This is a genomic window from Sorangiineae bacterium MSr11954, from assembly GCA_037157815.1.
GTDB lineage: Bacteria > Myxococcota_A > Polyangia > Polyangiales > Polyangiaceae > Pendulispora > Pendulispora albinea.
Map to the genome: position 1 here is coordinate 8,173,732 of CP089984.1, position 23,973 is coordinate 8,197,704.

17 protein-coding genes are annotated in these 23,973 nt (G+C 66.2%); 8 read left to right on the top strand and 9 right to left on the bottom strand.

Going from position 1 to position 23,973, the window contains the following annotated elements:
* The first annotated feature begins 74 nt into the window (after nt 1–74).
* Entirely contained in the window at nt 75–683 is a 609-nt protein-coding gene (locus tag LZC94_31625; protein ID WXB12387.1) for a TetR/AcrR family transcriptional regulator, read from the top strand.
* Between the two features lie 38 nt (nt 684–721).
* Here the strand turns inward: LZC94_31625 and LZC94_31630 are convergent, their stop codons facing one another.
* From LZC94_31630 to LZC94_31655, 6 genes are all read right to left on the bottom strand, one after another.
* Nucleotides 722–1,441 (bottom strand): hypothetical protein, encoded by a 720-nt coding sequence (locus LZC94_31630; protein WXB12388.1) that lies wholly within the window; start codon nt 1,439–1,441, stop codon nt 722–724.
* A gap of 181 nt (nt 1,442–1,622) precedes the next feature.
* Nucleotides 1,623–2,423 carry a biotin--[acetyl-CoA-carboxylase] ligase gene (locus LZC94_31635; protein ID WXB12389.1) on the bottom strand — a complete coding sequence of 267 codons (801 nt, stop codon included), beginning with the start codon at nt 2,421–2,423 and terminating at the stop codon, nt 1,623–1,625.
* Nucleotides 2,420–3,265: a carboxylating nicotinate-nucleotide diphosphorylase gene (gene nadC, locus LZC94_31640; GenBank protein ID WXB12390.1), complete on the bottom strand. Its 846-nt coding sequence runs from the start codon at nt 3,263–3,265 to the stop codon at nt 2,420–2,422. Before nadC ends, LZC94_31635 begins: the two co-directional genes overlap by 4 nt.
* Nucleotides 3,266–3,324: 59 nt before the next feature.
* Nucleotides 3,325–3,978, bottom strand: coding sequence for an HAD-IB family hydrolase (locus LZC94_31645; protein ID WXB12391.1), 654 nt, complete (start codon nt 3,976–3,978; stop codon nt 3,325–3,327).
* Complete coding sequence (mrtC, locus tag LZC94_31650) at nt 3,978–4,730, bottom strand: MrtC family glutamic-type intramembrane protease (protein WXB12392.1); 753 nt, start codon at nt 4,728–4,730, stop codon at nt 3,978–3,980. Before mrtC ends, LZC94_31645 begins: the two co-directional genes overlap by 1 nt.
* Before the next feature lie 37 nt (nt 4,731–4,767).
* Entirely contained in the window at nt 4,768–7,569 is a 2,802-nt protein-coding gene (locus tag LZC94_31655; protein ID WXB12393.1) for a serine/threonine protein kinase, read from the bottom strand.
* A gap of 170 nt (nt 7,570–7,739) precedes the next feature.
* On the opposite strand from LZC94_31655, the gene LZC94_31660 reads away from it, so the two are divergent.
* A complete protein-coding gene (locus LZC94_31660) occupies nt 7,740–8,180 on the top strand; it encodes a hypothetical protein (GenBank protein WXB12394.1) in 441 nt (146 codons plus the stop codon).
* 103 nt (nt 8,181–8,283) lie between these two features.
* Nucleotides 8,284–9,312: a YihY/virulence factor BrkB family protein gene (locus LZC94_31665; GenBank protein WXB12395.1), complete on the top strand. Its 1,029-nt coding sequence runs from the start codon at nt 8,284–8,286 to the stop codon at nt 9,310–9,312.
* Nucleotides 9,313–9,461: 149 nt separating this feature from the next.
* Here LZC94_31665 and LZC94_31670 read toward each other — a convergent pair whose 3' ends face one another.
* Complete coding sequence (locus LZC94_31670) at nt 9,462–9,950, bottom strand: YXWGXW repeat-containing protein (GenBank protein WXB12396.1); 489 nt, start codon at nt 9,948–9,950, stop codon at nt 9,462–9,464.
* A gap of 84 nt (nt 9,951–10,034) precedes the next feature.
* Between LZC94_31670 and LZC94_31675 the strand changes: the two genes are divergently transcribed.
* From LZC94_31675 to LZC94_31685, 3 genes are read left to right on the top strand one after another with little or no spacing between them, the layout of a single operon-like run.
* Entirely contained in the window at nt 10,035–12,203 is a 2,169-nt protein-coding gene (locus tag LZC94_31675) for a BamA/TamA family outer membrane protein (protein ID WXB12397.1), read from the top strand.
* Nucleotides 12,204–16,973 (top strand): translocation/assembly module TamB, encoded by a 4,770-nt coding sequence (locus LZC94_31680; protein WXB12398.1) that lies wholly within the window; start codon nt 12,204–12,206, stop codon nt 16,971–16,973. It begins immediately after the preceding gene.
* 29 nt (nt 16,974–17,002) lie between these two features.
* Nucleotides 17,003–18,145: an aldo/keto reductase gene (locus tag LZC94_31685; GenBank protein ID WXB12399.1), complete on the top strand. Its 1,143-nt coding sequence runs from the start codon at nt 17,003–17,005 to the stop codon at nt 18,143–18,145.
* 58 nt (nt 18,146–18,203) lie between these two features.
* Here the strand turns inward: LZC94_31685 and LZC94_31690 are convergent, their stop codons facing one another.
* On the bottom strand, nt 18,204–19,451 hold the full coding sequence (locus tag LZC94_31690) for an MFS transporter (GenBank protein ID WXB12400.1): 1,248 nt from the start codon (nt 19,449–19,451) through the stop codon (nt 18,204–18,206).
* Nucleotides 19,452–19,784: 333 nt separating this feature from the next.
* Between LZC94_31690 and LZC94_31695 the strand changes: the two genes are divergently transcribed.
* Both LZC94_31695 and LZC94_31700 read left to right on the top strand, forming a co-directional pair.
* The gene (locus LZC94_31695; GenBank protein WXB12401.1) at nt 19,785–21,923 is read left to right on the top strand and encodes a serine/threonine protein kinase; all 2,139 of its coding nucleotides are present in this window, start codon (nt 19,785–19,787) and stop codon (nt 21,921–21,923) included.
* Between the two features lie 104 nt (nt 21,924–22,027).
* Nucleotides 22,028–22,687, top strand: coding sequence for a hypothetical protein (locus LZC94_31700; GenBank protein WXB12402.1), 660 nt, complete (start codon nt 22,028–22,030; stop codon nt 22,685–22,687).
* A 2-nt stretch (nt 22,688–22,689) separates the two neighbouring features.
* Here the strand turns inward: LZC94_31700 and LZC94_31705 are convergent, their stop codons facing one another.
* Nucleotides 22,690–23,811, bottom strand: coding sequence for a hypothetical protein (locus LZC94_31705; protein WXB12403.1), 1,122 nt, complete (start codon nt 23,809–23,811; stop codon nt 22,690–22,692).
* Nucleotides 23,812–23,973: the final 162 nt, after the last annotated feature.

The following is a 23,973-nucleotide window of genomic DNA, read 5'->3' on the forward strand; positions in this document are numbered from 1 at the left end:
CTGTAGGCTGAGCGATGAACCGAAGTTAAATCCGTTCAACGTTCCGTCAACCAGGTAGACTCGTCGAAACACCGATGGGTACCTCGGAAGCGGAGCGACGCAAGCTAATCCTCGATGCCGCACGGCGCCTGCTTTCCCACTATGGGCCGCATAAAACGACCATCGCCGAGATCGCTCGCGAGGCCGCCATAGGTGTGGGCAGCGTGTACCTCGAGTTTCCGTCGAAGGAGGCGATCATCGGCGCGCTGTCGGAGCTGGAGCACGCGCGCATCCTCGAGGCGATGGAGCGCGCGATCGCCAAGAAAAAGGCGAAAAACGCAAGCTTTGCCGACCAGATCGCCGCGATCCTCGACGCGCGCGTGGAGATGCTGCTCGAGCGCGGCGGCGAGGGGCTGCACACGAAAGATCTGCTGCACTGCGGGAACCCCAGCGTCAAAGATGCGCAAACCCGCTTCGAGCAAAGCGAGCGCACCCTCATCGCGCGCCTTTTGCGCGAGGGCATCGAGGCCGGGGAGCTCGAGGTGGACGACGCGGATCGCACCGCGGCCGCGATGCTGCGCGCCTATGCGGCGTTCTCCGCTCCGAAGATTTTTTGGGAGGCGGAGCACGAGGTGCGCGAGATGCTGCGCGCGGTGCACGAGCTGGTGAAATTCGGGATCACGCGGCGCGTTCGCCGGCGGTAGCGACCGTGCGCTCCGCGATCGCGCGCCAATCGGGTCGCTTATTTGGCGACCGGAATTTTCTCGTCCGATCCGGCGCCCTCCGTCTTCGGAAGGATGCCGGAGTCATAACGCATGCGGTCCGGGTGGAGATCGCAGAAGCCGCGTTCGCGGGCTGCGTCATCGAAGGAGACGGCGCCGCAGCGGCCGCAGATGGAGAGGCGGCGCTCGTAATCGCGCGCGCGAATGAGCGCGTCGACGGCGAAGAGCGACATGACGCGGTCCTCGAGCCGCATGCGGGGCCAATCGACGGGGATGTAGCCCATCTCGCCATTTCCATGGCGGCTGCGCATGATCGATCCGGCCGTTTTGGCCCAGCAGGAGAGCGAGACGAGACCATCGGGCGTGGTGTCGAGGCTCTTGAGCACATGGTCGCGTACCCCGAACAGCAGGCGCTCGATGCGCTTGGGGTCGACCTCCGCGATGTTGGTCTCGAAACCAATGCGCTCCGCACCCGGGAGCGGGTATGCGGCATCGCGGTAGGCGCCCACCAGCCACCGCACCAGATCGCGCTTCGTCCAACCGCGACCGACGCCGTTCACGAAGGCCAGACCGGCAGCGCGGCAATTGGTGGCGACGCGCCAGGGATTGCCGTCTTCCAGATAACAATACGGCTCTGCTGGGGTGGCCGTGGTGCCGCTCTCGACCCCCGATGTTTCGAGGGTTTCGCGGGATGGCGGCGGCTCGTCGTGGGACCGCGCGATGGGATCGTCACTGCTCATGATGCCGACATGAGAGCAAATGCACGGCCAAACCGAAGACGCAGTAGGAGCTGCAACCACTGCGAAAAGGTGGGTAAAACCGATGTGACTTCGGCTCCCCTCGCGAACCGCTGCCACGGCAAATCGCCACAGTGGGCTAAAAGTGTGTGTGATCCGTTATGCGATTAGAGCCCATTCCATACTACAAAATTCCACTGACCAAATGGATCTCCCCGGCCACGTAGCGCTGCACGTTTCCATGTTCATCGCGCACCAAGAGACGGCCTTCGATGTCGATGCCGTCCGCGATGCCAAAGGTTCCCGATGGATCGCTGCAAACGCGCCGGCCCCGTAGCGCATCGACGGCGACGAGGCGCTCGTGCACGGGGCCCAGGCCGTGCGCCGCCACCAACGGAAGATCGCGGGCGAGGCCCTCGAGCAGATCGACCACCAGCGCGGCGCGGTCGGGCAGCGCCGCGGTATGCAGCGCCACCGAGGTGGCGAGGTTGGCGATGGCCTCCGGAAAGACGCGGGTGTGCACATTCATCCCCACGCCAATCACCAACGACTCCACGTGGCTCGCCGCGAACTGCGCCTCCACGAGGACGCCCGAGACCTTGCGCCCGTCGATGACCACATCGTTGGGCCACTTGACGCGCACGTCGGCCTCCGGCGCGGCGCGGGCGATGGCGTCGCGCGATGCGAGGCCCGCCACCAGCGACAAAAGCGGCAGCCGCGGCGGCGGGCATGGGATGCGCGCGAGCACCGAGAGCAAGACGTTCTCGCCGCGCGGGGAGATCCACTGGCGGCCTTGGCGGCCGCGGCCCGCGGTCTGCGACTCGCTGATCCACGTGGCGCCGTGGGGTGCGCCGACCTTGGCCGCGCGCTTGGCCTCGTCGTTGGTCGACGTGGTCTCTTCGAGCACCGTGAGCGGCCCCCCCAGGGCGATGCCGCGCTGGCGCAAGAGCGCCGGGATGGGGAGCAGATCGCTCGCGACGGTCATTCGAAGTCGAGCCCGATGTCGGCGGCCGGCGCCGAGTGCGTCAGCGCGCCCACGGAGATGGCGTCGACCCCGGCCTGCCCGAGCTCGGTGATGCGCGGCAGGGTGATGCTGCCGGAGGCTTCGACCAGCGCCTTGCCGCGCGCGCGGCGCACGCCTTCGATCACGTCGGCGGTGGACATGTTGTCGAGCAAGACGATGTCGGCGCCTGCCTCCAGCGCTTCGTCGAGCTGGTCGAGCGAGTCGACCTCGCACTCGACCTTGCCGGTGTGCGGCGAGCGCTCGCGCGCACGGCGGATGGCCTCTTTGATGCCGCCGGCCGCCACCACGTGGTTGTCCTTGATGAGCACCGCCGAGCCCAGGTTGTCGCGGTGGTTCTTTCCGCCGCCGGCGCGCACGGCGTAGCGCTCGAGGACGCGAAGGCCGGGCGTGGTCTTGCGCGTGTCGATGATGCGGGTGCGGCTGCCAGGCGGGAGGGCGCTCACATAGGTGCGGGTCAAGGTGGCGATGCCGCACATGCGCTGCACCAGGTTCAAGGCGGTGCGCTCGCCCATCAAGATGGCGCGCGCGCGGCCCTGCACCGTCCAAAGCCGCGTTCCGGGCTTGACCAAGGTGCCCTCCTCCACCGCGTCGGTCACCTCGAGCAGGGGGTGAATCCGCTGAAACACCCTGCGGTACACGGGGCCGCCGCAGGCGACGAGCTCCTTGCGCGCCACGGCGTGGGCGACGGCCTCCGCCTCCGGGTCGATGCATGCTTCGGTGGTGAGATCGCCGGCCGCGAGATCCTCGTAAAGTGCCAGGTCCACAATCTTGTCGACGACGACCGAGGGAAGTTCGAAAGACATGCGCTCATACTAGGGCGCGCGGGCGCCCTGGACCATCTCGGCGCGGAGGCTCCCTGCGGTCACCACGCTTCGATGCGCCAACCGCGGCGGCGCGCCAGCCGGAGGAGGCGCGGATCGGGGTTGACCACGACCTGCTCGCCAACCGCCTCCAGGAGCGGCAGATCGGTGAACGAATCGGTGTAGAAGACCGAATCTTTCAAGCTAAAACCAAGCGATTCGGCCAGGCGCGCGGCGCGCACGACCTTGCCCGCGCCATACGCCAGAGGCTCCAGGGCCCGGCCCGTGAAGCGGCCATCGCGGCCGACCTCGAGCTCGCTCGAGACGATGTGCTGGATGCCGAGCCGCCGCGCCAGAGGGCGCGCCGCGTAGGGCGATGCGCCGGTGGCGATGGCTACGATATCCCCTTGCGCGAGGTGCTGCGCCACCGCCGCGCGCCCGCGGTCGGCCACGTGCTCTTCGACATAGCGGCGAAACCAGTCGTCGCAGCGCGAGGCGAGCACGGTTTCGGGCATGCCCGCGAAGCCGCGCATCACCTTGGCGGCCACGCCCGGGGCGTCGATCACGCCGAACGTGTAGAGGAGCACCCAATACGAAACGCGGGCGGCGTCACGCCAGGTGGCCTCGCCGATGGTGCGCTGGTAGCGAATGTACAAGCTGGCGGTCTCTCGTCGCACCAAGGTGCGATCCATGTCGAAGAGGGCGGCGCGCGGCATCAATAGACTCCATACCCTCGACCGAGGAGCATGGAGAACATATTGCACGTCGCGTGAAAAAGAATGCCCGCGCCCACGCCGCCCGTCCGCGCGCGCAACCACCCGAAGACGAGCGCCGGAAAGAAGACCGCCAGGCGCGGCGCCGTGCGAATGGTCGCAAAGTGACCGAGCGCGAAGACGATGCTCGCGATGACGAGGCCCGGGGTCACCGACGCGCCCAGAATGCGAACGCGCGCCGGGATGGCGTCGTCGAGCCGGGTCTGCAGGTAGCCGCGGTAGAAGGCCTCCTCCGGCAGCGCGATGATCAGCAGTTGCCCGAGGAGCTCGTTGAAGAGGCTTGGATCGATGGTCTCCCAGCGCAGATGAAAGTCGCCGGCGGCCCTCCACCACCAGCGCCATCCGAGCCAAAAGGGCACGAAGGTGATGGCGGCGAACAGCACCGCCCAGCCCAGCGCGCGCGCAAAGCTCCCAACGAGCCGGCCGATGTCGAGCTTTCCGGGCAGCACGAGCCCGCCGAACGCCAGACCGAAATGCGCCACCCTGGCGTCGTCGCGCGACCACACGAGCCACCAGGTCGCGCCGAGAAAGGTAAAGCCAACGGCCGACGCCACGTACCGGTCGGGCAGGAGCGACGCGGCCACGGTGACGAGCAAGGTCACCACCGCCGACACGCCCAGCGCTTCCAGGATCGCGCGCCCATCGACGGGCGGACGCTCGGGGGTCGTTGGGGAAGGACTTACGCGATAGGCCACGGAACGACGAGCGATGAAAAACGAGGCAGACGAGGGACTACGGACGGCATACCACGCGGGCGGCGTACGCTTCGGTGTGACCGGCCTCGAAGTCTTGCCACGCGAGGGACCATTCCCCCTTGGCGCGCCCCGGGGCAATGGCCGGGCGAGGCTGATCGCCGAGCACCTTGCCGATCACGCTGGCCACGCCGACCCCATCGCGGGTGAGCGGCGCCATCTTGATCCGGCCGGCGTCGTAGTAGGCGAGCTGCACCACGCCATCGGTCCCCACGCCCAGCGAGGGGTGCGAGCTCTTGTCGCCCAGCTTCTTGCGCCAGAGGACGCGTCCTCCCGCCGGCTCGACCATGGCCGCGTAGGCGCCGCCTTTTTCACCGTGCCACGCGATGAAGCAGCCCTCGGCGCCGCACGCGATCACGGGCTGATCGCCCGGGAGCTTGTCCTCGTTGACGATGGCCACGTCCCCGAGCTCGCGATCGAGCCCGCCGCCTTTCGGCCCCGGTGTGGTGCGCTCGTCGAGGCCCTTTTTCAGCTCGGCGGTGCCGAGCTTGAGGCGCATGCGCGCGATGGTGTGCTGCGGCTCGCGCTCCAGTTTGTACACCACGAAGACGGCGTTGCTGGCGATGGCGAGCCCGGGGTATCGGGCGCTGGCGTTGCGGCCGCCCACCGAGAGGTAATCGGTGAGGCGCACCTCGTTGCCCTGCGGCTCGAGATCGTTGGAGAGCTTTCGCAGGAAGAGATCGTCGCCCTCTTTGTCGCGGTCGTCCTGCCAGGCCACATAGAAGCCGTCGGGAGCGCGATCCAGCGCGGGGTAGAAGTTGCCCGCGCGCTCGGCGCCGACCAAGGTGCTCGCGCCGCCGATGCGCCCGTTCGGATCGATCCAGCGCACGCGCACCCCCGCGTCGCCGCCGGTTTTGTCCCAGTAGTAGAGGACGGCGCGGTCGTTGACGGTGAGCAGGCCGGGGCGCATCACCTCGCTGGCCTCGGGGGTCAGATCACGCGAAGCGGACTGCGGGCGGCCCACGTCGTCGAGGACCACGGAGTAGACGTGGTAGTGCCCCGCCTCCTCGTGATCGTCGGTCCACGCGACCAAGGTTCCCTTTTCGACGCTCGCGATGGCCGGGCGACCGATGTTGCTCAAGGGCCCGAAGCGCGGGTGCGAAAAGGCGACCGGCTTGCAGAGGTTGCGCGATACGGGGACCGCGCGGATCTGATCGGCCAAGCCGCGGGCGGCCAATGCGGCGCCGCCGCCGGGCGTGTTTCCGCCCAGCTCCTGCGCGTCTTTGAGCCGGCGAAGCGCGCCGGGGATGTCGCCGGCGGCAAAGAGCTTTTGCCCGTCGGCAAAGGCGGTCATCCACTTGGGCTCGTCGACGGGCGGCACGTTCGACGGGCTGCCCGATGGGCCGGCGATCGGTGCCATCGTCGCCGTCGATGCCACCGTGGGATTGAACACCTGCGGCTTGAGCATGTTGGTCCAAACGACGAACGCCGCCACCGAGCCGCCCACCAGCGCCGCCGACGAGAAGACCCAACGAAATGCCGAGGGCGGCGGCGCCGGGAGCACCTGCGACGCCGAGCCCGCGGACGGCGTTCGCCCAGGGGAAATCTCGGGAACGCTCGCGCCCAAGCTCTCCGCGCCGCTGGCGAACATGCCAGGCCGCGGGGACACCGCGAGCCCCGGACGGCGCCCATTCGCGTCGTTGAAAAACTCGGCCGCCACCCCGGGATCGGCCGCGCCCGCGACGGGCGGGGTGAGCGAGAGCGCGACCCCTGCCCCCGCACCGGCATAGGCCGCGCGCACCACGGCGCCGCCGCCCATCATGTTCTCCTCGGCCGAGTGCGCGGCATGGCGCACCACCGTGGTCTCGAGCCCCTCGGGATCGTGCCGCTCGCTGAGCGAGGCGCGGGAGGCGCGCGCCGCCGCCGCCGCGACAGCCACGGCAGGAACGGCCTGCCGCTCGAAGGCTTGCACCAGCGCCTCGGAGAGCTCTTTGGCGTCTTGGAAGCGATGATCGGGATCGCGCTCCAGCGCCTTGAAGAACCACGCGTCGAAGGTGGCCGGCAGATCGGGGCGGAGCTTGGAGGGAACGGGGATGGGCGCGGTGGCGATGGCGGCGAAGGTCATCGCCACGCCTTGCTCGGTGTTCCAGACCGGCCGGCCAATGAGGCACTCGAAGGCCATGCAGCCGAGCGCCCATAAATCGGCGCGATGGTCGACCGACCCCTGACCTTTCACCTGTTCCGGCGACATATAAGCCGGTGTACCGAACACTGCGCCCTCACGGGTCAGGCGCGCGGTTTTCACGTCGGGGGCGACGGGCGCGTAGAACTTGGCGAGGCCGAAGTCGAGGAGCTTGCTGATCTCGCCGCCCTCCTCGGTCTTGATGAGGAAGATGTTCTCCGGCTTCAGATCGCGGTGGACGATCCCGGCCGCATGGGCCTTGGAGAGCCCTTTGGCGCATTGGGTGATGATGCGCACCGTGGTCTCGGGATCGATGAGGCGCAGGCGCGCCATGCGATCGTAGAGCGACTCGCCCTCGAGCAGCTCCATGCAGATGAAGGGGCGGCCATCCTCGAGGCGCCCGGAGTCGTAGACATCGACGATGTAGGGGCTGCGAACGCTGGCGGCGGCGCGCGCCTCACGGAAGAAGCGCTCGATCACGATGCTGGAGGCCGAGAGCTCGGCCGCGAGCACCTTGACCGCGACCTTCTTGTTCAAGGTCGTCTGCTCCGCCTCGTAAACGGCCGCCATGCCACCGCGGCCGATCTCGCGCGTGACGCGATACTTCCCGACCAGCAGGGTCCCCGCGGGGATCTTCGACTCGTTGGGAACAGGGCGCATTATGAAAACGGGTGAAGAATACGCGAACGGCACCGGAAGGGCGAGGTGAAGCCGAGTCTGTCGGCACGCTTGCTGCGCCAACGCATGCTAATCGGACACGGGCCATGCGAAACCCGTCTTCCCTCGTTCGATTGCGAGTGGCCGTTCTCGTTTTTGGGTTGCTCTTTCCGATGATAACGTTCCCCCCATCTTCTGCGCGTGCGGAGGCCGCTTCGGACCCCGATCCTTGGTTCGGCCGCGATAAAGTATTGCATTTTTCGGTTGCAGCGCTCATCGCCAGCGGCACCTACACCCTGGCGGCCACGCAATTCGAAGCACGGTATCCCCCTTTGCTCCTCGGGGCCGGTACGACCTTGGTGCTGGGCGCGGCGAAGGAAGCTTACGACGGACTCGGACATGGCACCCCATCCTGGAAAGATTTCACCTGGGACGTGATTGGCGCGGTGGTTGGCCTCGGTGTGGCGTGGGGGCTCGATCTGGTGATCCGTGGCATCTCCGATGAGCACCCTTTGTTTAGTGCACCTCATCATGTCGCGAAGCAGGCACCGTCCGAGCCCGGGCATGCCCGATTGCAGCTCGGCCCGGGTCGAGGGCTCATATTGACCTGGTAGCGTCACGGTAGCCTTCGGGTTGCCTGCTGGTAAGCGCACGAGCATGAGGTTTGCCTAAAAAAAGCCGCTCGCAATCATGCTGGGCCTGGGCACGGAGGTCGATATGCTCAAAAAGGTTTTCGAGCTCTTCCAAGAGGCTGCGGTTCGATGGAGCGATGACAAGTGCCATCGCATGGGCGCCTCGCTCGCCTATTACGCATTATTCTCGATTTTCCCACTGCTCATGCTGGCAGTGACGGGCCTCGGATTTTTCCTGGGCGACGATGACGCGACGCGCGCGAAGATCGTCTCCTCGTTCGGTTCCACGGGGGCACCTGGCGCGCAAGGCCTGGTCGACCAAACCCTGAGCAACCTGCAAAACCATCACACCGCGCGCGGGGTCGGCATGGTGGTGGGCTTGGTGGCCCTCGTGCTCTCGGCCAGCGGCGTTTTCAGCGAGCTCGATACGGCCCTCAGCCGGATCTGGCGGTGCCCCGAGCCGTCGTCGTCGGGCATCGTGGAGTCGGTGCTGCAAACGGTGCGGGAAAAAGCCATGGCGATGCTGCTCGTCCTGGGCGCCGCGCTCTTGCTCCTGGTGTCGCTCATCTTGAGCACCGCGCTCTCCGCGGTCACCAGCGTGGCGCGCGATGCCCTGCCCTTCGCGTGGGCCTGGTCGATGCTCGAGCACGCCGTCTCCCTTGGTTTTCTCACCTTTGCGTTCGCGGCGCTCTTCAAAGTGGTGCCCGCATGTGGCGCAAAATGGCGCGACGTGCTCGGGGGCGGGCTGCTCACTGCCCTGCTCTTCACGCTCGCCAAGCGATTGCTCACCCTCTACATGACCACCTTGGCCAGCTACGACGCCTATGGCGCGGTTGGCGCGGTGCTGGCGCTGCTCACGTGGATCTACCTGGTGAGCCTCATCGTCTTCTTCGGCGCCGAATTTGCGCGGGTGTACGCGGAGCGCCACGGCAGCTTCGCGAACCGTACGGCGCTCGAACCCGGCGAGGCGGACGAAACGCGCGCAAAGAGCGAGGTGGAAGCCGGAAAAACGGCGACCCGAGCGCCCGGATCACCACGAAAAGGCGAGCGCGATCGCGTAGCCGACGAGGGCGATCAGCCACACAAAGGCCCGCCCGCGCATTCGCTCCCGTAGGGCAAAATAAGGCGCAAACGGGAACGCGACCAGCGCGAGGAGCGCGCGCCAGCGGGGGGGTTTGCGCACGAGGCCGGCCACGATGGTGACGTGCGCCGTGGCGAACAGGGCGAAAAAGACGATCGTGGCGGCGACGACCAAGGTGTCCTTCATCGGCGACCACCGTCCTCGATGGCCACGATGGTCGGCCCCGTCTGGAAGGGCTCGCCCTCGGGGCTCACCACCGGGCTGCTCCCGGCGCGCGCACCCGCGAGCGGCTTGGGATCGGCGACCGGGAGGCCCTTTGCGTCCTTCCAGACGCCGGGCGCGAAGTACAAGGTGCCATCGGCCCCGCGCACGCTCGTCCACGGCGAGAACTTGGTGCCGGGCGAGGCCACCACCCAGCGCCCTTGCTTCCAGGCCCAACGCCTTCCGTCCCAGACCCATTCCCCGTCGATCCAAACGGCGTCGGGCCGCGGCTGTTTGGGGATGCCCTCGGCGTGCGCGGGCGGCGGGGGATAAGGCACCTCCGCCAGCGCGGACGTCTCCTGGCGCACGTACGATGGTGTCGGAAGCGACGAGCTACCGCAGGCAAAGAGCCACAGGCCGAGCAACGGGATTGGACCGAGGGTCGCCGACAGTAGTAGAGCCGTTTTCACACGTTCACGCATCGCGACCATCACATTATGTTTTCCGCACCCTCCGCGGTAGCCGCGATAGCGTGGTCGTCCTCTCCCTCGAACATGGTCCTCCGACGCCCCAGCCCCTTCGTCGTCGCCGTTTTTGGTGCGCTCCTTTGGATGCTGGCGGGCTGCACGTCGATTCCCAAAGGGCGCTCGGCCATCGACGACGTGAGCATCCGCGGCGCGTCCAAGGTCGATGACTCCGACATCGAGGAGCGGCTGGCCACCGCGGCAACCCCCAAGTTCCTGGGGATGTTCCGGGGGGTCGTCTTCGAGTACGAGCTGTTCGACCGCTTCGTGCTGCAGCGCGATCTGGCCCGCGTGGAGCGCTTCTACCGCGCCCGCGGCTACTACGACGCGCACGCCCGCGCCGGGCGGGTCACCCGCATCTCCGAGAACCATGTTCAGGTCGAAATCGTGGTTGAAGAGGGGACCCCGATTCGAGTCCGAAACGTCACCCTCGTTGGCGCGGAGGGCCTCTCGCCCGACGAGGCCAAAGCGGTGCGCAAGGCCATCGAGCGCAACCTCGGCAAGGGAAACGCCCCCTTCGACGAGGACAAATACAAGGAGGCGGAGACGGCGGCCACCCGGGCCCTGACCGACCGCGGGTACGCGTACGCCAAAGCCGATCGCGACGCCAGCATCGATCTGGTCGCGCACTCGGCCGATGTCAGCTTCAGCATCACGCCAGGCCACAAAGTCCGTTTTGGCGCGGTCACCTACGAGGGGCTGGAGACCATCCCGCTGGACCCCGTGAAGCGCGCCCTCGATATCCAGCCGGGCGAGCCGTATTCGACGGCCGATCTCGACGCTGCCCAACAAGCGGTGCTCGATCTGCAGGTCTTCAGCTCGGTCGAGGTGGTCCCCGATCTCGCGCACCCCGAGTCGGGGGAGGTTCCGGTCCACGTCAAGGTGGAGCCCTCGAAGCTCCGCACCCTCAAGCTGGGCGGCGGCGTGGAGTTCGATATCATCCGCTCCGACTTCCACTTGCTCGCGGGCTGGGAGCACCACAATTACCTGGGCGGCCTGCGCACCCTCTCCGTGCAGTTTCGGCCCGGCGTGGTGACCTACCCGCTGCGGGTCGACAACATCGTGGTGCCCCACCACCTGCTCCCCATGGAGAAGCTGCGGCTGGAGCTGCGGCAGCCGGGCCTCTTCGAAGCGCGGACCAACGGGTTCATTCGCCCGGAGTTCAACGTCATTCCGTTCATTCCGCCGCTGGACAAGAAGCTCCTCGACAAGGCTTCCATCATTGGGTACGCGGAGGCCAAAATCGCCGTCGGTCTCGACCGCACCTTCGGGAAATTCTATGGCGCGCTGGTTCACAGCGTGAACGTGGCCCACCCGTTCTCCTACATCGGTGAGCTCGATCCGGCGCTTCGGACCTTGGTGATCTCGAGCCCCGAGCTGATCGTGAACCTCGATCTTCGCGACGATCGCGTTCACCCGCACAAAGGCATCTTCCTCGGGAACAACTTGCAAATCGCGGGGGGCGTCTTTGGCGGGGACGCCTCGGACATCAAAATTCAGCCGGAGATCCGCGGCTACATCCCGCTCCCGCACAAGATGACCATCGCCATGCGGGTGGGCGTCGGGCTCCTCTTCCCATTCAATTATGGAAAGGTGGTGCGCGAGAACTTGGATCAAGCGCTCACCGACGCCAATCGGGGCGAGCGGACGCGCGATTTCCAGATCATGTACTTTCGCGGGCTCTTCTCCGGTGGTTCGAGCTCGAACCGCGGCTATCCCCTTCGAAGCATCGGCCCGCACGCGTTCGTCCCCTTTCTCAATCCCGATCTGGCGTCGCTGCAGCTCGATAGCGACTGCTTCCCCACCAACTCCGACGGCACCACACGCAAGCTCGGAAATGAGTGCGGTATTGCGGTAGGCGGATTTACCCTGTGGGAGACGTCCGTGGAGGCGCGCATCCCCCTGTCCGGTCCGCTGAGCAGTGCGATATTTTGCGACGCGAGCGACGTTTCTCCCCAGCGCGTCCATTTCCGTTTCAACCGGCCCCACCTCTCGTGCGGTGTTGGCGTGCGCTACGACACGCCGGTTGGTCCCATACGGCTCGATCTTGGCTACCGTATTCCGGGCATGCAGGTTCTGCGGCAGCTCTCTCCGAACGCTCCCCAAGGCAAGGTCAGCGAGCAGTTTCAAGAGGGCGAGCCGGACGAGTTCCTCGGCATCCCCATCGCGCTGGCCTTCGGCATCGGGGAGAGCTTCTAGATGCCGGGAAGGTTGCGGCGCGTCCTCCGGACGTTCGGGACCGTGGGTGTCATCGTGGGGACCACCGCGACCTTTGCCGTCGCGACCGTGGGCGGGGCGTTGCTCCACTTGAATCTGCCTGCAGCCCGCAGGGTCGCGGCCGTGCAAGTCAATCGCGCGCTCGCTGGCACCTTTCGAGGCACCCTCACCATCGAGCATATCGGGCGCATCGGGCCCTCGGGGATCACCAACGCAGGCGCGACCTTGGACGATCCCGAGGGCAAGCGGGTCGCGTGGCTCGATGGCGTGACGGTGAAGGTCGACCTGCGCGATCTGGTGCGCTCGCTCCTCCTCGAGAAAGGAAACATCCGCATCGGGCTCCCCGACATCGGGGTCGATGCCGCGCATGTGTCGCTCGACACCGATCCTTCTGGCGCGCTGAACATCGCGCGCGCCTTCGAGTCGGCCAACCCAAGCCCGCCGAGCGAGCCACCCGGGCGCGGGGTGCACGTGGGGATCCCCAATGTGGTGCTCCACCATGTGTGGGTGCACGGGCAAATGGGCGGCGCGCCCCCCATCGATGCCGATCTGGACGAGGTGGTGGGGCGGGTCAACGTGGAGCCGGGGCTCACCATCGACGTGTCGCATGCGCGCCTGACGGCCCGCGCGCTTCCAAAAGGCGCGAATCCGCGCGGGGAGCTCACCCTTCACGTCGATCTTCCGCCGGGCGCCGAGGCCGAGCTGGGGCTGGAGGCCACCTTCGGCGGCGACATTGCGGGGGTGCCTGCCACGGCGCACGCCTCCATGAAGGGCTCGCGGGTCGACGCCGTTGCCGACATTCCCCACGCTTCGAAAGAGCAGCTTCGCACCCTCGTCCCCGAGGTGGAGTGGAACGACGACGCCAAGGTCCATGCGGAGGCGCATGGCACCCTGCCGCAGCTGGCGATCACCGCCGACGTCGGGGTGGGCAAGGCGAAGCTCCACGCCACCGGCGATCTCCGGCTGGGCCCGACCATCTCCGCGGAGCTCGCGGCCGAGGCGCGCGACATCGATGTGCGCGCTTTTTCGCCTGCGGGACCGGCTTCGGATCTCTCGGCCGACGTCAAAGCCTCGATCCGGCTCGATGAAAAAGGCGCGCCGCACGGGACGTACACGGTGCGCGTTTTGCCGGGGGAGGTGGCGGGCCAGCGCGTTCCGGCGGTACGCCTGGGCGGAAAGGTCGAGGGCGAAAACGTCACGGTGCGCGGCCATGTGGGCGAGGTGGGCGCGCCCACGGAGATCCGCGCGTCGCTCGGGCGGCATGGGACGGAGCCCATCGTCCACTTCGAAACGCACACGCACATCGACAATTTGCAGGGCATCGCGCGGGTGGGCCCCATCGCCCGGGGCTCGGCCGACATTCATACGCGCGGGAACATCGTGCTCGGCAGCCCGACCATCGACGCGCGGGTCGACGTGGATGCCCGGGGGATCGAGCGCGAGGGCGTCGCGCTTGGAAGCGTGCACCTGGGCGGGAGGGTCACGGGCGAGCTCGCGAAGCCCTTCGTCGACGTCAATGTGGAGGGGCACGATCTCGAAGCGGGCGGGCGGCACTTCTCCGAGGTGGACGTGCAGGTGCGCGGGCCGGTCACGGCGCCGGTGATCGGCGCGGTCGCGCACGGCGACGACGAGACCCGGCTCGAGATCGCGGCCGCCGTGGAGATCGCCGGCGAAGACGTGACCTTGCGCCATGTTCGCTTGGACGTGGTGGAGCCCGAGATCGCGATGGTCACGCGGGCCAAGCGCATCCACATCGCCAAGTCGGGCATCCTGGTGGAGGACACGGTCATCGAGGGGCTGGGCGAGCCGACCGTGGTGCGCGCCGAGCGAAACCGCGAAGGCATCCGGCTGCGCTTGCAGAACAAGGGCCTCGACATCGCCAGCGTGGCCCGCCTCGCGCGCCTCGATCCCAGCTTGATCCGCGCGGGGAGCCTCGACTGCGACGTGGACTTGGTGGTGCACCCCAAGGGGGTCGATGGCACGGTGGTCCTCGACTTGAAGCACGCGGCGGTGGGCCATGTCGAAGATGCCCACGCGGATCTGCGCGCGACCTTCGACGACAAGCACGTGATCGCCTCTGCGCACGCCGAGTCGGCCAAGCACGGGACCGTCGATCTCGATACCTCGACCTTGGTCCTCCCCGGCTCCCCGCTCGATCCGAGCTCGTGGGAGAAGGTGATCGGCAAGGCGCACATCGAGAGCAACCTGGACATCGACGAGCTGACCGACGTTCTTCCGGCGACCCTCCCCTTCCGCCCCGTGGGCGGCACGCTCTTGGTGGAGCTCGACGTGGGCCGCGATCAAGCCCACGAAGAGCCGGATCTCGAGCTCTCGGTGCGCACCGAGAAGCTGGCGCTGGTGGCGCGCACGCCGCCCCCGGTCGACACCAAGGTCGAGGTCAACGGGAAGCCGATGGAGCAGGTGGTGAAGCCGCCGGCGTGGAGCCTCACCGGGGTGGATCTGGCGCTCGAGGCCAAAATCGACGGCGAGGACGGCAAGAGCCAGCTCTCCGCCAAGGTCGTGGACGCGCACGCGTCGCTGCTGGAGCTCGAGGCGAGCGGCCAGCTCCCGTACCACAAGCTCGTTCGAAGCGAGATGGCCGGCAACGCGAACCAAGCGATGGCCATGCTCGAGAAGGCGCCCTGGTCGGCCAAGCTCACCGTGCCACGTCGAAGGCTCGATTCGCTGCCGCTGGTGCTCGGCACCGCGGGCCTCGCGGGCGAGGTGGAGCTCACCTTGCGCGCCGAGGGGACGGCCCTCGAGCCGCGCATCGCGCTCGACGCCCACACCTACGACGTCAAGCGGCAACGGGGCGCCGACTACCCGGCCACGACCGTCGACCTGCTCGCGCAGTACAACGCAGGCAAAGCGCAGCTGGGGCTCTCGGTGCGCTTGCCCCCGCACGGCGGCCCGAAGAGCGCGACCCCGGTCGAGGTGTTCGCGCTCCACGGCGACGGCCATGTGCGCGCGTCCGAGCTCTTGCACCCGCCGGCCAAGGGCCCGGCGTGGGACGCGACGGCCTACGCGAAGATCCGGAGCTTTCCGCTGGAGAGCGTCGCGTTCTTCGCCGACCGCCATATGCGCGGGCGCCTCAGCGGCGACTTCGAGCTGAAGGATCTGCATCGCGCGGCGACGGCGCACTCCGAGATTCGCCTGGACGGTCTGCGGGTCGGGCGCGCGGAGTACACGGGGGTCAAGGTCTCCACCAACATCGACGACAAGGGCGCGCGCACCAGCCTGCGCTTCGATCAAAAAGACGGCTTTGCGCAGGTGGACGTTCGGGGCCGCGTCCTCTGGGGCGCGCGGGTGGTGCCGGTGCTCGATCGCACCACGCCCATCGAGGCCGAGGTCAAGGCCAACGCGTTCCGGGTGGCCGCCTTTTTGCCATTCGTGCAGCCCCAGGTCAGCGATCTCGATGGCCGCATCCACGCCGACGCCCGCGTGTACCTACCACCGCCCACGGCCGCGCAGGCGAAGGGCGGCCCGGACGATTCCGAAGAGGGCGAGGAGCGCCCCACGATGGAGGGGAACATCGTCCTCAGCGAAGGCTCCGTCGAGCTCCCGATCTTGGGCGAAAAGCTGCAGGGGCTGCACGCCAACGTGATCATCGATCGCGGCGGGCGCGTGCGCATCGAGGACATCGAGGCAAGGACCGACGAAGGCCATCTGCGCGGCGATGCGTCCGTGCGGCTGGCGGGGGTGCGGCTCACCGAGGCGAGCGCCAACCTGGAGATCCCGAGCAACGAGGCCTTTCCCATCAGCCTGCACGGCGAAGAGCTGGGGGAGGTCTACGGCAAGGTCGAGGTGCGCGCGACGGCGGATCGCAAGACGACGAATGTCGACGTCAATGTGCCGGAGCTGCGCTTCAAGCTGCCCGACACCTCGAGCCACGACGTTCTGGAGCTCGATCGCGCGGAGAAGATCCGGGTCGGCGTCCAGCGCACGCCGCACCAGCTCACGCTCCTACCGCTCACACCCCAGGAGTACGATCCTCCTCCCCCCACACCGCCGGGGGCCGAAACGAAGCTGGTCATCCGCACGAAGCTGGGACACGACGTGGAGATCAAGCGCGGCACGGGTCTGCGGGTGCAGATGGATGGCGAGACCAATGTCTCCGTCAACGCGGAGACCAAGATGAGCGGGCAAATTCGGCTGCTCGGGGGCACCCTGGAGGTGCAGGGCAAGCGCTTCGAGATCGAAAAGGGCACGGTGACCTTCACGGGCGATCCCACCAACCCCGTGGCCTCGGTGACCGCGGGCTGGACGGCGCCGCAAGGGACGCGTGTGTATGCCGACTTCGTCGGACCGATCAAGACGGGCAAAGTGAACCTGCGCTCGGAGCCTTCGCGCTCGCAAAACGAGATTCTGGCGCTGATCCTTTATGGGACCGATCAAAGCGGAACCGCGCCGAAACGACGGGCGGCGAGCGCCACCACGCAAGCGGTAGGAATGGGAGGTGGGTTCGCGACGCAAGGTCTCAACAAGGCGCTCGAGGGCCTCACGGGGAGCGACGTCGTCACGGTTCGCTTGGATACTTCCAGCTCGGCCAATCCGCGTCCCGAGGTCGAATTCCAAATTTCGCGCTCGATTTCCCTGCAGCTCGCCACCGTATTCGGCCGGCTGCCATTCGATCAACCGGACCGAAATCTCGCCACCATCGATTGGCGATTCCGGCGCAATTGGTCGGTGGAGACGACAGTTGGTGACAAGGGAAGCTCGATGATCGATCTGATATGGCAAAAACGATATTAGCGCGCACGTAGTCATGCGAAGCTCGCGGCATGAGCGCCGAAATCCCCCGCCGCACCTTCCTCGGTTCGATGGCCGCCACGCTCCTCGCGGGCGCCTGCGCGGAAAATGCGCAGGACGCACCGGATCCGCAAACGGGAAACGGAAGCGATTCGAGCGAGCCTAATACGGAAAACGGGACACGGGCGCTTCACGCAAACAACGAGGCGGATGGCATTTCGTCATCGTCGATTGACGCAAAGCATGAGCGCATTCCGCGGCGGAAGCTCGGCCGAACGGGTGTCTCGGTGTCGATGGTGGGATTGGGAGGATGGCATATGGCGGTGCCGAAGGACGAGAGCGAGTCCATTCGCATCGTTCACGCGGCGCTGGAGCGCGGGATCGATTTTCTCGATAACTGTTGGGACTATCACGATGGCGAGGCCGAGCGCCGCATGGGCAAGGCGCTGCGGGGCGGGCGCCGCGAGAAGGCGTTCTTGATGACCAAGCTCGATGGGCGCACGAAGACGTCCGCCCTCGGGCAGCTCGAGCAATCGCTCCGCCGGCTGGGCACCGATCGCATCGATCTGGTGCAGATCCACGAGGTGATCCGCGACAGCGATCCGGAGCGCGCGTTCAAAGAGGGCGGGGTCGAGGCGCTGGTCGAGGCCCGCAAGGCCGGCAAGCTTCGCTTCATCGGCTTTACGGGGCACAAGGATCCGAGCATCCACCTGAAGATGCTCCAGATCGCCGACGCGTACGACTTTCGCTTCGACACCGTGCAGATGCCGCTGAACGTGATGGACGCGCACTTCCGAAGCTTCGAGCATCGGGTGCTGCCGGTGCTGCTGCGCAAGGGCATCGGCGTTTTGGGGATGAAGTCGACCGGCAACGGGGTCATCTTGCAGAGCGGCGTGGTGAACGCGCGCGAGTGCCTGCGCTATGCGATGACCTTGCCCACCTCGGTGGTGATCGCGGGCTGCGACAGCATGCCGATCCTCGATCAAGCCATTCACGCCGCGCGCTCCTTCCAGCCGATGACGCGCTCCGAGATCCGCGAGCTCCTCACCCGAACCCGCGCCGCGGCCATGACGGGCAAATACGAGGTCTTCAAGACGACCGAGGAGCTCGACGCCACCACCACGCACCCCTGGTGGCTCGATACGGACTGCATCAAGGAAGACTGCAGCGAGTAGCCGCGCTTCGCCGACCAAGATTCGGCGCCGCGCGACGACGAGGATTCGGCGCGACCGACTACGAGGACTCGGCGTGGGCGACGATCCGCGCAGCGCGCGGCGCGAGCTTGCCCAGGGTGAGCGCCGCCAGGCCGGCGAAGGCCATGGCACCACCGGCGGCGATGAGCCCGGAGCGGAAGTCGCCGGTTTGGTCTTTGAGCGAGCCGGTCACATAGGGACCGAGAAAGCCGCCGAGGTTGCCGAAGGAGTTGATCAAGCCGATGGCCGCGGCCAGCGCGCCCCCGGCAAACATCGTGGGCGCCACGGACCAAAAGGCCGGCAGGGCTGCAAACGTTCCGATGGATAGGAGCGCGACCCCAGCGAGCACGAGGAAGGTCGACGGTGGCAAATAGAGCTGGGGCAACGTGGCGATGGCCCCGAGAAAGGCCGGACCTGCGATGTGCCAGAGTCTCTCGCCGGTGCGATCCGAGTGACGGGACCACCACCACATCCCAAAGGCGGAGACCGCATACAGGGCGGCGATGGATAACCCGATGTCCAGGGGAGAAAGCGTCGTTCCGTGCTCTTTGCCCAAGTCGCGGATGAGTTGAGGCAGAAAGAACGAAACTGTGTAGAGCGCATAGACGATACCTAGGTATGCAAGGCTCAAAATAACCACGCGCGGATCCAAGAGCGTGCCCAGCAAAGAGCGTTGGTTGCTCGCGACCGTGCGTTGTTCGGACTCCAAGCGCGCCACCAGCACATCCCGCTCCGCTTGGGGCAACCAACCGGCTTGTGCGGGGCGATCGGTCAGAAATGCAAATACGACGACTCCAACGAGCACGGCGGGAATGCCCTCGATAAGAAACATCCATCGCCAGCCGGACCACCCCAACCAACCGTGCGTACGAAGAATGAAGGTGGAAAGCGGTGCGCCGATGACTTGGGCAAAGGGAATGGCGAACAGAAAGAGCGCTGTGATCCGGGCGCGCTCTTTGGCCGGAAACCAGTAGCTCAGGTACAATATGAGGCCAGGAAACAGTCCCGCTTCCGCCACCCCGAGGAGGACGCGCACGACATAAAAGCCCGTCGTGTTCTGGATGAACGCGGTGGAGGCCGAGACCACACCCCACGTGACCATGATGCGCCCGACCCAAAATCGGGCACCCACGCGATGCAAGATCAGATTGCTGGGAACCTCGAATAGGGCATAACCCACGAAGAAGAGGCCCGCCCCGAGGCCAAACGCGGTCGATGACAATCCAAGCTCGGCGTTCATGGTCAGTGCCGCGTAGCCGACATTGACCCTATCGAGAAAGTTCAACACGTAACTCAAAATCAGGAATGGCACGAGGCGAGAGGCTGCTCTCCGCACGGCACGCGCCCCATCATTCTCATGTCGCTCATGTCGCTCATGTCGCTCGTTTCGTTCTTGTCGCTCGTTTCGTTGGTGTCGCTCGTCTCCGTTTCCTTTCGTTTCTTGGTCTTGCCTGGTCTTCGCGTTGTCCGCGTTTTTTGCGCTCATCGCATCTTCGGATTCGACATCCATGGCGAAACCCCCGCGTCGCTTGCAAAGCTTGCGAGTCCATAACATTATGCCACCGGTTGGGGGAATCGCGCTGGGGAGTTCAGAATGCCATACTCGAACGTACCCCCGTCCGTGTCGGCGCGCGCACTGGCCCGCATTGGGAATACGGTTCAGCAGAAGTACCGAATCAACCAGTTGCTCGGCATTGGAGGAATGGCCGCTGTTTATGCAGCGACGCACCGCAATGGCCATCGGGTCGCCATCAAATTTTTGCACGAGCACCTGCTGAACGAGCCGGACATCTACCACCTCTTCAGCCGCGAAGCGTATGTCGCGAATCAAGTCGGACATCCTGGCGCCGTCCCCGTTTTGGACGACGATGTCGACGAGGACGGATGTGCGTTCTTGATCATGCCCATCTTGGAGGGTGAATCCTTGCGGGCGCGCTGGGAGCGGGCGAACAAGCAGCTCCCCTTCGCGGAGGTGGCGGTGTTGATGTTGGACGCGCTCGATGTCCTAGCGAGTGCCCACGCCAAGGGCATCGTGCATCGGGACATCAAGCCCGATAATATCTTCGTGACGGCCGCGGGCAGCGTTCACATCCTCGACTTCGGGATTGCGCGGCGCATTGATCGCCAGGGTGTCACCGACACGACGGAGCGTGTGGTCGGTACACCGGTGTTCATGCCGCCCGAACAAGCGCTCGGAAACCGAGACGCCATCGGGCCGCACAGCGACTGTTGGGCGGTGGGCGCCACGATTTTTACACTGCTCTCGGGTGAGTTCGTGCACCACATCGAGAGCGCCAACGGGCAGCTGGCGGCGGCGGCCACCCGACGCGCCCGCTCCCTGCGCGCGGCGGCGCCCAATCTGCCCGAGGTCATCGTGCAGTTCGTCGACCGGTCGTTGTCCTTCGACCCTGGGGACCGATGGTACTCGGCGCGCGAGATGCGCGCGGCGCTGGTGCAAACGTCGGAGCAGGCGTTTCGTCAGCCGGTTTCACGGGTGGCGGCGTGCGTTCGCACCCTTTTGAGCGCAGAGCTGGCGCTGAACGAGCCGCCGTCGTGCCCCCTCGAGCTGCACACGGATCCGCCCGCGCCCGGCGCCCCGGCCCCCACGCCGACACGATCGTCGACACCCGTCGCAGGGGCGGCGCCGTTGGTCGTGAAGGATGCCGTGCCGCTTCCCGTGCCATCGGCGCCCATCGCACAAGAGACGCGGGTCTCGCCATCGTTTCCCAAGGAGCGCGCGTGGGAGTCCTCGCCGGAGCGGCGGCGCGATCTGCTGGAGACGCTCGATGCGTTCCGCGAGAGCCTTCCACCGTCGCCGGGGCTTTTGTTCCGGCTGGACCAGGTGGAGGACGCGATCACGAGCTTGTGCAAGCAGCGCCTCCTCTCCTCGCTGGGGCGCGAGCCAGGTCGAACGATCCGGACATTGGAGAACGTGGTCCGGGTGGGCGACCGCACCTTGATCCTGAAGCTGCGGCCCGATCTGGAGCGCGATCGGCTGCTGCACGTGCTGCTCCAAGATGCCACCGTGCCCCGTCTTCACGCGGGCGATGCCTATACACATACGGAGCTGACCATTCCGAGCTCCATCGGGCGTTACGAGGCGCTGCAAGTCTCGACGCCAACCGCCTTGGGGGCCGCCGTCACGGATCGAATTCACGCGCACATCTTCGATGCCTTCACCACCGGGTATTTCTGGCTCGGCGAGCAAGTGCAGCGCGCCCTCACCTCCGTCGGCAGCCCCTACGAGTCGGAGGCGCTGCAATTGTTGCGCAGGCAATTATTCATTTACGATCGCGCCTCGGCGACCGAGAAGGTATGGCTGGTCATGGTCAGCCAGGAGCGCGTCTACTACGCCGTCGACCACCAAGTCGTTCTGCAGGCGCTGCGCTCGGGGCAGGCGTCGAAGGCGCTGCAGCAGGCGCCCGCGTCCATTGCGACCGTTCTCCTAGCCAACTCCATTTCGCTGGAGCGAAGCTTCTCGCGGCGAGCGATCGACCAGCGGCAAACGGTGGAGATGACCCTGCAGAGCACCCCCTACGAGGACATCGCCCAGGACTTTTTGGTCGGCCAAACGACCATCTACGAGGACAAGATGCTGCTCACCCCCTTGGTGGGCGATGATCGGGGGTGGCTTCTCGCGGCCCACCCGCCGGACACGGACATTCGCCGGGTCCTGCAGGCGGCCAAGCCCGTCCTCGAAGAACATCTCAGCAGCACCGCCGACGTGGCGCTTCGCGCGCCGATCATGCGCCGGATGTAGCGTATGGGCTGCGTCCGGCTTCGATCGCGGGCTACTCTCGTTGGAGCATTGGCGCATTTCAATTGAGATACGGATTCGTCCCCCTACCCTTCTTGGAGCGCACCGTGATCGACTTAGAGCTCATCCGAAAACTCGCACGCGATGTCGACGTTACCGCCATCTGCGATGCCGATAAGACGACCCGCGTACTGCTCGGAATCCAGCCGCGGTCCAAGAACCGCTGGATGTGCGGCCCCGCGTTCACCGTGCGCTGCCGCGACGATTTTTTTGGCGTCGTTCAGGCCATCGAGGGCGCCAAGCCCGGCGATGTCGTGGTCGTCGACGGTGGCGGCAAAGAAATCGCCTACGCGGGGGAGCTGTTCGCGCGCGCGGCGCAGAGCCGCGGGCTCGGGGGCATCGTGGTCGACGGCGGTTACCGCGATGTGGGCTATGTCGCGGGCTGCGATCTTCCCGTCTACAGCCGGTACGTGGTGCCCATGGCGGGTGGGACCAACAAGCTTGGTGAGCTGCAGATCCCGGTCACCTGCGGGGGCGTGACCGTTTCACCGGGTGATGTCGTTCTTGCCGATGCCGAGGGGATGATCGTGCTTGCCCCGGAGCGGGCCGTCGAGCTCCTTCGGAGCGCCCGTGCGATCAAGGACGCCGAGGCGGCGGCCATCGCCACGATCGATCGGGGCGGCAGCCTGACGCACTGTCTGAATGTCACGGCCCACTACGAGAATCTTGCCGGTGGCAAACCGAGTCGGCTTGCGTTTACAGGGTGAGGTTACGGAGCACGAAAAAGTTCATCGACGGACGTGAGGGTGGCGGCTTGGCGAATCCATTGCTCGAGGACGGATTGATCCCTGCAGGCGAGAATTCGTTCGCGGGCTGCTGCGTCGATCGGCACGTTGCGGGCTTCGAGAACGGCGATCACGGCTCGGGCTTCGCTTTGGGCGACTTGTTTCGAGACTTCTTCCGCGACGCGTTTCGGAACTTGTTCCGCAACTTGTTCCGCGACGCGTTTCGGAAGCTCGATAGCGACGGCTTCGGAGACGCGTTTCGGAAGCTCGATAGCGACGGCTTCGGAGACGCGTTTCGGAAGCTCGATAGCGACGGCGTCGGCGAGCCTCTTTGGGAGTTCCCTCTCAAAGTCTTCCTCGACCATCCGGCGGAAGGTTTCGCTCTTGAACCGGTAGCCCGTGAAGTCCATTTCAATCTCCAGCTTAGCACGGTCCTCCGCGGGCAGCGCCGAGAGGATCAGGTCGAGGTAGAGCACGCGGCGTTCGATCGGAAGATTGCTCGTGACCGTAGCATGCGCGGCGGGACGGCCCACGGCGAGGCGATGCTTTTTTCCGTGCACCAACGCCGAGAGCACGGCGAGCTCCAAGGTGCGAGACGCTTCTTCCTCGGAGGTCACGACTGGGACGCGCGACGGGGAGATCACCAGAGGCGTGAACGATGAGCCGATCTGCAATGTCGTGATGGGTTGCTCCGCCCATCGCGCAATGCGCTCGCTTTCGGCAATGACGATGAGGACGATTTGGCAACGATGCTTTGCGTGAAAAATCGCGTTGTAGAAGGGCCAGGAGATACGCTTGTCCGCATCCTCGCCTCGCTGCACTTCGGCAATGATCCCCATCACGGGCACGCCCCCGCGCCTCAAGGTCATCACCAGATCGGCGTGAAACTGAACCGGGAAGACCTGCGTAAAGTCCGCCGGCTCGATGCGCGCCTCGGTGTGCTCCGGGATCGCGACACCAAATAAATCCCGCAACAACTCGGCAACGAGCTCGGGACGCTCGCGAAGAAGAAGCAGCGGCGCCTCGTGTTCACGGCTCACCATCGCCCGCCCCTCGTCGTTGACGTCCTTCTCGAGCCCGTAGCCGTTCTCGAACAACGAGAACACACGCCCGGTCGACTCGCACGACTCGCGTTGCGCGCCGCACACCCAAAATAAACCGCGAGCGGTATCGGCAACATCACGCGGACTCCTCCTGCGCCTGATCATCGGGTGCAGGAGGAGAGTCGTTGTGCGGTTTCGTGACGCAATCTTAAGTCGCGGCTCGCG